Raw genomic sequence first — 12,819 nt, forward strand, 5'->3', positions numbered from 1 at the left:
TTCTCCTATCCTCTATAATAATTGATCAGGCAGCCTTTTAATATAATCTCTCTCTCATCATCGGTAAGAGGGCTCATCTTAAGTGTAAACGGAGCAAGTTTACCGTCTTTTACAACGTATGCATCAAATTCCGTTTTCTTATCTGCAATCGCTTCACGGATACCTGGAAGGAAAATGTAATCCAGATTCTGGAATGGAAGCTGTCCCTCGTCAATGATAAATGGAATCATTCCCCAGTTGATCAGGTTTGAACGATAACGCTTGGTTGCGTAATCATTTGCAATATTTGCCCATCCACCTAATACCTTCTGGCAGGATGCTGCCTGTTCTCTTGCAGAACCGTCACCCGGTTTTACTGCAAAGATTGTGCTGCCGAATCCAAGATTCTCTTTGCTGACATCCGGATAAGCTGCTTTAATAGTATCCATTACCGGCTTTAACTCTGCCACTGCATCTACAGGACATGTTCCGGCCTCAACCGCTTTCTGTGCTTTCTGAATCTCTTTTGCGCGGCCGACATATAACGGATCTTTTCTGGACAGTGCAAATTCTGCCAATCCAAGAGGATTGGAGCGGAAAGAAGATGTTTCTCCGGATGGAATCAGCTCATCTGTTGTTGTAACCGGATCATGGATCTCAGAAACAACCTTTAATACCATGTTCTCAGGAAGTGCGCTCATTGCAGGCCAGTCTTTAATGTTTGGTCCAAACTGGATCTCAACCGAAGGATCTGCAACACCCTTGCTGTCGAATACACGGTTCTCATAAATAGTCTTATCAAAGAAGTATTTTGGTTTGCTGTAATTTACATCCATGTCCATTGCAGATGTAAGGTAACCCTTATTTGCTGCTGTTGCTGCAATAGAACGTGCATCCATAAGTGCAACGGATGCCACCTGTCCGTTCTGTACCTTGGAACCTTCTCTGTTCGGGAAGTTTCTTGTTGAATGACGGATTGAAAATGCATTATTTGCCGGTGTATCACCTGCACCGAAACATGGTCCGCAGAATGCAGTCTTAACAATTGCACCTGTCTCCATAAGATTTGCGATTGCACCATTTCTTACCAGTTCCATATAAATTGGTGTTGAAGCAGGATATACGCTGAGTGTAAACTCATCAGCTCCGATTGAGCATCCCTTAAGGATATCTGCTGCATCACAGATATTTTCAAATCCACCACCTGCACATCCGGCGATGATTCCCTGATCAACATAAAGCTTTCCGTTTCTTACTTTGCTCTTTAAATCAAGATCAACTTTACCATCAAAGCTTACCTGTGCACGTTTCTCACAATCATCAAGGATGTCCATAAGGTTTGCATTTAATTCATCGATGGTGTATGTATTACTTGGATGGAATGGCATTGCGATCATTGGTTTGATCTGGCTTAAATCAAGCTCGATAAAGCTGTCATAGTATGCCACTTCTCCAGGATTTAATTCTTTATAATCTTCTTCTCTTCCATGGATCTCGTAGAACTCTTTGACTTTGTCGTCGGTTCTCCAGATAGAAGAAAGGCATGTGGTCTCTGTTGTCATAACGTCAACACCGATACGGTAATCCACACTTAAGTTGGAAACACCAGGTCCGACGAACTCCATAACCTTGTTCTTTACAAATCCACGTTCAAAAACTTCTCCGATGATTGCAAGTGCGATATCCTGAGGACCTACACCCTTCATTGGCTCTCCGGTCAGGTAAATACCTACAACGCCCGGCATATCAATGTCGTAAGTCTTGTTCAGAAGCTGTTTTACAAGCTCTGGTCCACCTTCACCAACTGCCATGGTTCCAAGTGCTCCGTAACGTGTATGTGAATCAGATCCAAGGATCATCTTACCGCCTCCGGCAAGCATTTCACGTGCAAACTGATGGATAACTGCCTGATGTGGTGGAACATAGATTCCGCCGTATTTCTTTGCACAGGTCAGACCAAACATGTGGTCATCCTCATTGATGGTTCCTCCAACTGCACAAAGACTGTTATGACAGTTTGTCAGGACATATGGAATCGGGAATTTTTCCAGTCCGGATGCTCTTGCAGTCTGAATAATACCTACGAATGTAATGTCGTGCGATGTCAGCTTGTCAAATTTGATCTGAAGCTTGTCCATGTTTCCTGAAGTGTTGTGTTCCTTCAGAATTCCATATGCAATCGTATTTTCTGCTGCTTCTTTTTTGTTAACTGCTTTTCCAGTCTTGCTTTCTACCGCAAGAGCTGCTTCCGGCGAATCAATCACAACATCTCTGCCATTGATTAAATACGCGCCTGTCTCGTATAATTTCATATGTCCCATACCTCCATAAATCTATTACTAAAAATTATATCTTTTGCATATATGGAAATCAAGCACTTTCTGGAAAACGGATGGTTGCTATAAACAGATCTCCGTCCACCGAAATGTCAAATTTACCGCCCATCAGAACCGTCAGGTTCTTCGCAATGGATAATCCAAGCCCGCTTCCTTCGGTCGTTCTGGACGACTCACCTCTGACAAATCGCTCTGTCAGATCATTTCTGCCGCCCTCATCTGTTTCGACCGGCTTTTTTGATATATTTTTTATGGAAAAAACGGCTTCTCCGTCTTCCATATAAAGTTCCACATAAACCCTCGTTTTCTCAAGAGCATATTTGGAAGCGTTTGTATACAGATTCTCAATCGCGCGGTACAGATGTCTGCCGTCCGCCCATATGAAAATAGACTGGTTTGGAATTTTGGTTACTATGGTAAGGTTTCTTGCCTCAAACCGCTCATTAAATTCACCGCCGGTCTGATACAAAAGCTCGACAAGATCGATCTTCTGCATATCCAGATTCACATTTCCAGAACTGATCCGCGAAGCCTCCACAAGGTCTTCCGTCAGCTGTTTCAGTCGCTGGGATTTCTCATCCAGAACACGGATATAATATCTCGCATTATCGTTCTGAAGATTCTCCCGTTTCAAAAGATCCACATAATTTACAATGGACGTCAGCGGTGTCTTGATGTCATGCGATACGTTTGTGATAAGGTCTGCTTTCATGCGTTCATTTCGTATGCTCTCATTTACCGCTTCACTAAGTCCTTCGCGGATATTATTTACTGATTGTGCAATTTCGCGTTCCTGTCCCTTGAAATCATCCAGGTTCAATCTGGTATCGAGTGCTCCTGCTGCGATTTCTTTTACCGCATCGTGTATTTTTACCTGATCCGAGGTTCTTTTCATATTCTGGAACACGTTCATGACACATACGAGCACGATAAAACCGATGCCAATCTTATCAAATCCTTTAAAATACAGAATTACACCCGCAATTAAGAAAAGCACGTTATAGATTCTGCGGCTGCTGTATTTTAAGATGCTGACTCTCTGGTCTGCCAGTTCCAGAATAAGGCGGTAACCTTTGTAGATCAGGCTCTGCGTCCATAAAATGTTTCCCTTGATTCTTCGCACGATGCTCATATAAAAAATCAAAAAGACTGCATCAATAATATAGGTCAGCGTTCCGACCGCCACCATAAGACCGGAAATTTCAAATCTGCAGCGATCGATTCCATGCATCAGAACTGCAATTCCATATACAAATAAAATAAATAACAGCAACAGCACATCACTGTCGATTTTATCAATGATCGAATAATAAATGACCGGATCATCTTCCGCTTTTCTTCCTGCAACACTGGTCAGATATGCAAGTAACACCAGAGAGCCGACAAAACTGATCACTGTCAGAATGCCGCTTTTATCACTTCCCGGAAAAATATGCATCTGAAACAGATACCCCGAGTAATAAACCGAAGCCATAGTCAGGATCATAAAAAGCTGATGCAGCACGAGTACTGCCATTTTCTTACCTATCGTATATTGTTTCATACACTATGCCTCATCCATTAATTACTTTTTTCGATTTTGTATCCGACGCCCCATACTACTTTCAGATAACGAGGTTCTTTCGGATTGATCTCGATTTTTTCACGGATATGACGTATATGAACTGCCACGGTATTGTCTACACCAACCGCCTCTTCATTCCAGATATTCTCATAGATCTGGCTGATGGAAAATACTTTGCCCTGATTCTTGACTAATAACAGCAGGATATTGTATTCAATCGGTGTAAGTTTAACTTCTTCCCCATCCACGGTAACTTTCTTCAGATCATCATTGATCACAAGACCGCCTGCCTCATACACAGCATCTGAGGCCTCTCCACTGCTGGAAAGTGTGGTATATCTCCGGATCTGGGATTTCACTCTTGCCACAAGCTCCAGTGGATTGAATGGTTTGGTCACATAGTCATCTGCTCCCACATTCAGTCCGAGTATCTTATCGGCGTCCTCTGTCTTGGCAGAAAGTATGATGATTGGAATGCTGCTTTCTTCACGGATTTTTAAAGTTGCGCGGATTCCATCCAGCTTCGGCATCATAACATCAATAATAAGAAGATCTACCTTGTTGCTCTTCATCATTGAAAGAGCTTCTTCTCCGTCGTACGCCTTAAGGATTTCATAGCCCTCCTGGGCAAGATATATTTCAATTGCTTCTACGATTTCTCTGTCATCATCACAAACCAGAATGGTCAACTGTTTTCCCTCCCTATTTCTTCTTGTTTCCGTTTTTCCAGCGGAAATATTCCGCATCGAGATTGACTTTGATCTCAGGCTGGATCTTTGGTGCTTCTTCCTGCATATCAAGCTCTGTCTCATCATCCAGTGCTAAATCTTCCACCATTGGAATTCCGGCTTTCTCAAAATATTCCGGATTCACCTTAATCTCAGTCTGTCTGTTTGCATAGATAGAGGATTCTTTTCTGGAATTATTCTTCAGTTCTCGTTTTTGCTTTTTGCCTTCTTTTTCGTCCTTTTCCTTCTGAATCTCACGATTCCTGTCTTCGATCATCTTCAGGTATTTATCGGTATCTTTCAGATCCTGCAGCTGGGATTTCAGTTCAAGCTGATTGGTTCTTACAATATGTTTCTGCTCCTCCAGCTTATGGTCCATCTCGTTATAGATTGCCTTTACAGAATCATTTGCCTTCTGCATGATCTCCTGAATACTGCTGAGTGCCTCATCTGTGTAGATTACAGATGCCGCATAAATATCCTCCGCTTTCCGGCTTGCGTCCATTACGATCTCATCTCCGCGTTTGCGGAATTCACGCTCTGCCTTATCCTTGCTCTGTCTGGTCAGTTCATATTCTTCCATCATTGCATACATGCATTGATTCAACTCCTTCAACAGACTAAGCATTTTATCCCTGTCCACAACAACCTTGGACGGATCTAATTCATAGCTCTGCCCTTTCGCGATCATCACATGCAGACTCTTTAATACTTTTTCTGTGTTATCCTGTGCGCTCATATCTGCTCCTTATCATCATCTAAACCTTTACCCTTTATTGTACTTGATTCCCCCAAAAACGTAAACCTAAAAATGGACTGGTCACCCAGTCCATTCTGCTGATATTCTGTTTAAGAAAGATAAGCTCCTGCTGCCCTCTGAAGTTCTCCGGTTGCACGCCGGATCTCATTTGCCTGTTCTTCGGATACATTTCCTGGTTTTGTACGGACTACAAGTTTTTTCAGATAAGAAAGCGCCTGCTTGATCTCTTTCATCTGCTTTTTATCCATTGTCTTTTTCTGTTCTTTCAAAACAATTTCCGTTTTCTTGATCAGCGTATCTGCCTGGTTTCTTGCGTCAATATAGGATTTACGCTGTCCATCCGTTGCCTCGTACTCTGCTGCCTCACGCATGGCCTGCTCAATGTCGGCATCCGACAGGTTGGTACTTGCCGTGATCGTGATTTCCTGATGTTTTCCGGTTGCAAGATCCTTTGCGGATACCTGAAGGATTCCGTTAGCATCAATATCAAATGTAACCTCGATCTGTGGAACTCCAGCCATTGCACGCTTGATTCCACTTAGCCGGAAACTTCCTAAAAGCTTGTTATCCCTTGCAAACTGCCGTTCGCCCTGTAATACTTTGATCTCGACGTTGCTCTGGAAATTTGCCGCGGTCGTAAAGATCTGACTATATCTGGTCGGTATCGTTGTATTCCGGTCAATGATCTTCGTTGCCACACCGCCTACGGTCTCTATAGAAAGTGAGAGTGGTGTGACATCCATAAGGATAATCTCTGCTGCGTTGGAACCCGCCATCAGCGCTCCACCAAGCTTTCCACCCTGGATTGCGGCTCCTAATGCGACACATTCATCCGGATTCAGTGTTTTGGATGGTTCTTTTCCGGTCAGACGTCTGACTTCGTCCACAACCGCCGGAATTCTTGTAGAACCACCTACCAAAAGCACCATACCAAGTTCTGACGCTGTAACGCCGGCATCATTCAAAGCCTGGCTGACCGGTCCACTCGTACGTTCTACCAGATCATGCGTAAGCTCATCAAATCTGGCTCTTGTAAGTGTCATTTCCAGATGCTTTGGCTCTCCTTTTACGGTCGTGATAAATGGAAGTGTGATATTTACCGTAGAGGACGAAGACAGCACTTTCTTTGCCTTTTCTGCCTCTTCTTTTACACGCTGCATCGCAGTGGTGTCTTTTCTTAAATCCACGCGCTCTGTCCGCTGGAATTCCTGAACAATATATTCCGTAATCCGTTCATCGAAATCATCTCCGCCAAGATGATTATCTCCTGCGGTTGCAAGTACTTCGATCAGATTATCTCCAATCTCGATCACCGACACATCAAATGTTCCGCCTCCCAGATCATAGACAAGGATCTTCTGCGGATTTCCGTGATCCAGTCCGTATGCAAGCGCAGCCGATGTCGGCTCATTGATGATACGGAGCACGTTAAGCCCGGCAATCCTTCCAGCGTCCTTGGTTGCCTGTCTCTGTGCATCACTGAAATAAGCCGGAACGGTAATGACTGCATCACTGACCGGTTCGCCAAGATAGCTTTCTGCATCCTTTTTTAGTTTTCGAAGGATCATGGAAGAGATTTCCTGTGGACTGTAGGCCTTTCCATCGATTTTTGCCCGGAAATTGCTTCCCATTTCTCTTTTGATGGAGAAAAATGTACGATCTACATTGACTGCTGCCTGACGTTTTGCGAGATCTCCGACAAGACGTTCGCCATCCTTGCTGAATGCCACGACCGAAGGTGTTGTCCTTGACCCTTCTGCGTTTGTGATAACCACCGGCTGATCATTTTCCAGAACGGCAACACAGCTGTTCGTTGTTCCAAGATCGATTCCTATGACTTTTCCCATGAAAAAACCTCCTGACGTTTTCGTTTCTGAATATTACACTAGCCCCGAAAAAAAATGAAGTCAATATATTTGGTGTATATTTCATATAATGTTTAGAATTTTCACAAAATTTTTCAAATATCCACAATTTCTGTTGTTGTTTTCCATATGGATTTTTATAATAGGTGTATCACATGACCGCTCAGATTGGAGAAACTATGAAATTACACCGTATTTCATTTTATGATAACTTTACTTGTGCCACAGACCAGTGCCCGGACACCTGCTGCGCCGGATGGAATATCCCTGTGGATCAGGAAACAATGCAAAAATGGCAGACTTATCCGCTTTCTCTGCGGCTTGGGCTTTTCTCACACCTCTGCAAAAAAGAGGGCATTCCATGCATCCGCATGACGCACACCCACTGCCCGTTTCAGGACGCCGACATGCTCTGTTCCTTGGAGCGCCATCATGGAGAAGACGCAATGCCTCACATCTGCAGAATCTATCCAAGAAAACGCAAAAATTACGGGATTTGTGCCGAAGAGACCTTAGAACTCTCCTGCCCAAAGGCAGCGGAGCTGTTTCTCGAACATCGTCATGATTTTCATTATGTCAGCCTGGATACGGAAATCTCTTATCCGGTATCGGGAACCAATCAGGATGCAACGTTTTTTGAAGATCTGTTATTCTGCCGGGAGGAGCTTATTTCTTTTCTTCAGACTGCAGATATGGATTTTCCTGCGATCTGTGCCGTTCTCATCCGCTATGCCAAAAAACAGCAAGAGTTCTGGATCTCACACGGTTTTTCTTTTGCCGATGGCATTCAGCCGCAATCACTGCATCATTCCGATGATTTTCCACATCCTGTGCAGATAAATCCTGCGGATGCTTTTCTGATCTCCGGTGATATCCTGTCACGGATGATCTCGGAAGGACTTTACCATGAAAAAATGCGTACAAAGTCTCCGTTTTTATATGAACTGTGCCACTTATATTTTGATGAGTTTTCAGGTAGCAAAAAAACACCAGATGTCAGTCAGCATCTGATGTTTCTTCACAATGATCTGCAGAATGTTCTCCCTGATGTGGAAGATCTGCTCCGCAGCTATTATATTTATTATCTGGATTCCTGTTTTCTTGATATTTTTGAAACCTATAGCTTCTTAAAAACCATTGCCTCAGGAATCATTCATGTGTCTTTGATCTGGCTTTTCTTTTCTCTGTATCATCGGAAATACCATTCTCTGACCGGGGCAGAGCAGGCCAGAATTATTGCCGCCTATGAAAAACGTGCAAGACACAATGATGTGGTCTTAAATGCCATGTACGAGGCGCTTACACCTCTGTTTACAAACCTGCAATAGCACAGATGCTATTTTGTAGTATCTGTGTTGCGGATTCTGTCACGAACCCTTAAGATCATGGATGGACTTACGGATAATTCATCAAATCCCATCTTTAAGAAGGTCTCTGTCAGAGTTGTATCCGCGCCAAGTTCTCCACAGATTCCAACCCAGCAGCCACCTTTGTGACCATTGTCTACAACCATCTGAAGCATTTTTAAGATTGCTGGATGATGTGAATCATAGATGTTGTCCAGCTTTGGATTCTGACGGTCGATTGCAAGTGTATACTGTGTCAGATCATTTGTTCCAATGGAGAAAAAGTCCACTTCTTTTGCAAGCTCTTCACTCATCATAACTGCCGCAGGTGTTTCAATCATAATTCCAATCTCAACATCCTTGTATGGAACATTTGCTTCATCAAGTTCTGCTTTGACTTCACTTATGATCTGCTTGATCTGTTTTACTTCCTGAACAGAGATGATCATCGGGAACATGATAGAGATTGTTCCATAATAGCTTGCACGGTATAATGCGCGAAGCTGTGTTTTAAAGATATCCTTGCGGTCAAGGCAGATACGGATCGCACGATATCCCATCGCAGGATTCTCTTCTTTATCCAGATTAAAATATCCAACCTGTTTATCTGCTCCGATATCCAGTGTACGGATAATGACTTTCTTTCCGGCCATATTCTCTGCAACCGTACGGTATGCTTTAAACTGTTCCTCTTCTGTTGGATAGGTTTCTGATTCCAGATACAAAAATTCACTTCGGAATAAGCCGATTCCACCGGCATCATTGGCAAGTACGGATGCAACATCGGATACACTTCCGATATTTGCGTAAAGATTGATCTTCTTTCCGTCAAGTGTCACATTTTCTTTGCCTTTTAATTCCTGAAGCAGTCTCTTTTTCTCATCTTCCTGCTCTTTTTTTGCCTTATAATCTTCCAGAACAGATACTTCCGGATCAATGATGATCTTTCCTTCGTATCCATCTACGATACCCATTTTTCCATCTGCATCATCCGGGTAATCAACACCGATCAATGCCGGAATATTCATGGTTCTTGCAAGAATCGCGGTATGGGAATTCGTAGATCCATGTTTTGTTACAAAGGACAATACTTTGGATTTATCCAGCTGTACGGTCTCACTTGGTGCAAGGTCATCGGCAAGTAAGATCACCGGCTCATCGGATCGGATTCCTCCTGCGCCATTTCCCTGAAGAATCATGATCAGTCGATTGGAGATATCTTTTACATCAGCTGCACGTTCTTTCATATAATTATCGTCCATGGATGCAAACATCTCGGAAAAATTGTCTCCGGTATTTGCAACGGCGAACTCTGCATTTACTTCCTGAGACTTTATCATATTCTGAATGGATTCTACATAGTCCAGATCATCCAGCATCATCTGATGTACTTCAAAGATTGCAGCGTTTACTTCTCCAACTTCTTTTAATGCCTTTTCGTACAAGCCTGCAAGCTGTTTTTTGCCTTCTTCGCGAGCTTCTTCAAATCTTCTGATTTCCCTATCAATATCAGTAATTTTTACTCTTTTTACAACATTTTCTGCCTTATTATATACAGATAATCTTCCGATTGCGATTCCACTGAAAACACTTTTTCCCTGAATTACCATTGCGATCTCCTTTCCTTTTCCCTGACCTTTCTTCAACTGAAAAATGCCTGCTGCCCGGTTACGGACAGCAACGACACTTTTCAATGATTGATGTAAACCGATTATAGAATATTAGAGGTTTTCCTCTAAAAATTTGCTTAATGTTTCCATTGCTTCTTCTTCTTTTTCACCATCTGTCTTTAATGTGATCTCCTGTCCACATTTTACGCCAAGTCCCATAACTCCGAAGATTCTCTTTGCATCAACTTCTTTTCCGTCTTTTGTAATAGTTACAGCGCAAGGAAAAGCTGCTGCTTCCTTTACAAATAATCCTGCTGGTCTTGCGTGGATTCCCATTTCGTCTTTGATTGTGTAAGTAAATTCTTTCATTTTTAATTCCTCCTGTTTTGTTTATTAACGATACTATTATTACCTTATCTCTTTTATTTCTCTCATTTATTTTGCATCTTTTTTAATCAATCCGAGCAATACTGCTGTGATCACAGATCCAATTGCCCAGGCAATGATATACATAAGTGGATTTCCGACGGTTGCGAATACGAAAATTCCACCATGTGGTGCCATAAGTGTGCATCCGAAGAATGCGGAAAGTAATCCGGCTACGCCGGCTCCAACCATGGTACATGGAATTACATGTGCCGGATCTGCTGCTGCAAATGGAATTGCACCTTCTGTAATGAATGAGCATCCCATTACAAGGTTTGATACTTTTGAGTTTCTCTCAGCTTCTGTAAATTTCTTCGGGAAGAACTGACATGCAAGTGCGATACCGACTGGTGGAACCATTCCACCTACCATGATCGATGCCATTGCGATATAACATGCCTGAACTGCCGGGTCAGAAGACTGTGCACCGTTTGCCATCATCTGAGATGCTGTTGAAAGCATTCCTGTACCAAATACATATGCTGCTTTATTGATTGGGCCACCCATATCAATTGCCATCATTGCACCTAAGATCAGTCCGAGTAATGTAATCATTCCTGCATTTGATAATGCGGTTAACATTGTGCTGAGTCCTGTATTGATCAGTCCGATCAGCGGGTTGAAAATGAAGCACATCAAAACACTGATAATGAAGATTCCACCAAGCGGATAGATCAGTGTCGGTTTAATTCCATCCAAAGAAGCTGGAAGCTTGCTGCAGATCTTCTTTAAGAACAGTACGATAAATCCTGCTAAAAATCCAGCAAGGATTCCACCAAGGAAACCGGATACCGTATTACCGCCATTCGCCTGCTGGAAAGCAAAATCAGAGATAAATTTCTGGAAACCAGTTGTCTGATCTGCCCAGGTATATCCACTGACTAATGCGTTACCGCTGGAAGCGAGAAGTCCTCCGGTAAATCCAACTGCAAGTCCGGGTCTGTCAGCGATCGAATATGCAATATATCCGGCAAGCACAGGAACCATCATTCCCATAGCAAGTCCGCCGCCATATTTAAAGAATGCAGACAATGGTGTGCAGGAACCAAATGCAGAACCACCGGTTGCTCCATATCCCATCAGCGTATCGATCAGAAATGCGAGTGCCGTCATGATACCTCCACCGATTACGAATGGAAGCATATGTGATACACCACTCATCAGATGTGTATATATCTGATGTCCGACACTTCCGGTATTAGAAGCTGTTTCTTCCTTGCTTTCCTCGCGGGCTGCTTTATACACCGGAGCATCTCCATTTACTGCTTTTTTCAAAAGTTCCTCTGCTTTGTTGATACCATCTGCAACTTTGCATTCGATCAGCTTTTTGCCATCAAACCGGTCCATTGGAACCTTTGTGTCTGCTGCAACGATCACGCATTTGGCATTCTTTATTTCTTCATCTGTAACGATATTCTTTGCTCCGCCAGATCCTCTTGTCTCAACCTTAATGGTAATTCCAAGCTCTGCAGCTTTTTTCTCCAGTGCTTCCGCAGCCATATAAGTATGTGCAATTCCAGTCGGACATGCAGTTACTGCAAGAACTTCAATTCCCGCTGGTGCTGTCTGTGTCTCGGTCTTTTCTTCTTTTTCATCCTTTTCAGTCTCAGCTGCATCGATTACACTTAAGAACTCATCTACTGTTTTTGCATTTTTAAGTCCATTTGTAAAATTCTCATCCATAAGAAGTACAGATAATTTGCTCAATACATCCAGATGAACATTGTCCTTGGTGTTTGGTGCTGCAATTAAGAAAATCAGATTAACTGGTGCTCCATCCAGGGAATCAAAATCAACGCCCTCTGGAATCACCATGGCTGCAAGACCTGGTCTGCTGACTGCATCGGATTTGCAATGCGGAATGGCAATTCCTTCTCCGATTCCGGTTGTTCCTTCTTCCTCTCTTGCGTAGACACCTTTTCGATATGTCTCCACATCATTGATTTTTCCACATTTGGCCATCAGGTCTACCATCTGGTCCAAAAGATCCTGTTTTCCGGTGGCTTTTCCACCGAGCTGAATACTTTCAGCTGCTAGTAAATCTCTTATCCTCATATTCGTGCCCCCTAATTTTTAAAGGTAGTGTCAAGTTAACTACCTTTTTTATTTTTATAAACATTATATTTTCAAGGATTTCTCACATTTTTTTACAAAAAAAGTGATTACCCCCTAAAAAAGCAGTATAATTGAATCTGCGAAAACACA

General features: G+C 42.9%; 9 protein-coding genes. 1 reads left to right on the forward strand and 8 read right to left on the reverse strand.

The genetic code is table 11. The features are described from left to right. Positions 1-5: 5 nt before the first annotated feature. From FYJ75_RS09105 to dnaK, 5 genes are all read right to left on the reverse strand, one after another. Positions 6-2,291: a hydratase gene (locus FYJ75_RS09105; protein WP_154430142.1), complete on the reverse strand. Its 2,286-nt coding sequence runs from the start codon at positions 2,289-2,291 to the stop codon at positions 6-8. A gap of 58 nt (positions 2,292-2,349) precedes the next feature. After that, a complete protein-coding gene (locus FYJ75_RS09110) occupies positions 2,350-3,858 on the reverse strand; it encodes a sensor histidine kinase (protein ID WP_235907054.1) in 1,509 nt (502 codons plus the stop codon). A 17-nt stretch (positions 3,859-3,875) separates the two neighbouring features. Next, the gene (locus FYJ75_RS09115; protein ID WP_235907055.1) at positions 3,876-4,568 is read right to left on the reverse strand and encodes a response regulator transcription factor; all 693 of its coding nucleotides are present in this window, start codon (positions 4,566-4,568) and stop codon (positions 3,876-3,878) included. A 13-nt stretch (positions 4,569-4,581) separates the two neighbouring features. Continuing rightward, positions 4,582-5,346, reverse strand: coding sequence for a hypothetical protein (locus FYJ75_RS09120; protein ID WP_154430144.1), 765 nt, complete (start codon positions 5,344-5,346; stop codon positions 4,582-4,584). Positions 5,347-5,456: 110 nt separating this feature from the next. Beyond that, positions 5,457-7,214: a molecular chaperone DnaK gene (gene dnaK / locus FYJ75_RS09125; protein ID WP_154430145.1), complete on the reverse strand. Its 1,758-nt coding sequence runs from the start codon at positions 7,212-7,214 to the stop codon at positions 5,457-5,459. 197 nt (positions 7,215-7,411) lie between these two features. Between dnaK and fliB the strand changes: the two genes are divergently transcribed. Continuing rightward, positions 7,412-8,560: a flagellin lysine-N-methylase gene (gene fliB, locus FYJ75_RS09130; RefSeq protein ID WP_154430146.1), complete on the forward strand. Its 1,149-nt coding sequence runs from the start codon at positions 7,412-7,414 to the stop codon at positions 8,558-8,560. 8 nt (positions 8,561-8,568) lie between these two features. Here fliB and ptsP read toward each other — a convergent pair whose 3' ends face one another. From ptsP to FYJ75_RS09145, 3 genes are all read right to left on the reverse strand, one after another. Further along, positions 8,569-10,188 (reverse strand): phosphoenolpyruvate--protein phosphotransferase, encoded by a 1,620-nt coding sequence (gene ptsP, locus FYJ75_RS09135; protein WP_154430157.1) that lies wholly within the window; start codon positions 10,186-10,188, stop codon positions 8,569-8,571. A gap of 111 nt (positions 10,189-10,299) precedes the next feature. Next, a complete protein-coding gene (locus FYJ75_RS09140) occupies positions 10,300-10,557 on the reverse strand; it encodes an HPr family phosphocarrier protein (protein WP_154430147.1) in 258 nt (85 codons plus the stop codon). Positions 10,558-10,623: 66 nt separating this feature from the next. Further along, positions 10,624-12,669, reverse strand: coding sequence for a PTS fructose transporter subunit IIABC (locus FYJ75_RS09145; RefSeq protein WP_154430148.1), 2,046 nt, complete (start codon positions 12,667-12,669; stop codon positions 10,624-10,626). Positions 12,670-12,819: the final 150 nt, after the last annotated feature.

The organism is Roseburia porci (assembly GCF_009695765.1).
Lineage (GTDB): Bacteria > Bacillota > Clostridia > Lachnospirales > Lachnospiraceae > Roseburia > Roseburia porci.

What these genes read in the sequence shown, in the direction of transcription:
- FYJ75_RS09105 (WP_154430142.1), bottom strand. Translation starts at nt 2,291, where the DNA reads ATGAAATTATACGAGACAGGCGCGTATTTAATCAATGGCAGAGATGTT.
- FYJ75_RS09110 (WP_235907054.1), bottom strand. Translation starts at nt 3,858, where the DNA reads ATGAAACAATATACGATAGGTAAGAAAATGGCAGTACTCGTGCTGCAT.
- FYJ75_RS09120 (WP_154430144.1), bottom strand. Translation starts at nt 5,346, where the DNA reads ATGAGCGCACAGGATAACACAGAAAAAGTATTAAAGAGTCTGCATGTG.
- dnaK (WP_154430145.1), bottom strand. Translation starts at nt 7,214, where the DNA reads ATGGGAAAAGTCATAGGAATCGATCTTGGAACAACGAACAGCTGTGTT.
- fliB (WP_154430146.1), top strand. Translation starts at nt 7,412, where the DNA reads ATGAAATTACACCGTATTTCATTTTATGATAACTTTACTTGTGCCACA.
- ptsP (WP_154430157.1), bottom strand. Translation starts at nt 10,188, where the DNA reads ATGGTAATTCAGGGAAAAAGTGTTTTCAGTGGAATCGCAATCGGAAGA.
- FYJ75_RS09140 (WP_154430147.1), bottom strand. Translation starts at nt 10,557, where the DNA reads ATGAAAGAATTTACTTACACAATCAAAGACGAAATGGGAATCCACGCA.
- FYJ75_RS09145 (WP_154430148.1), bottom strand. Translation starts at nt 12,669, where the DNA reads ATGAGGATAAGAGATTTACTAGCAGCTGAAAGTATTCAGCTCGGTGGA.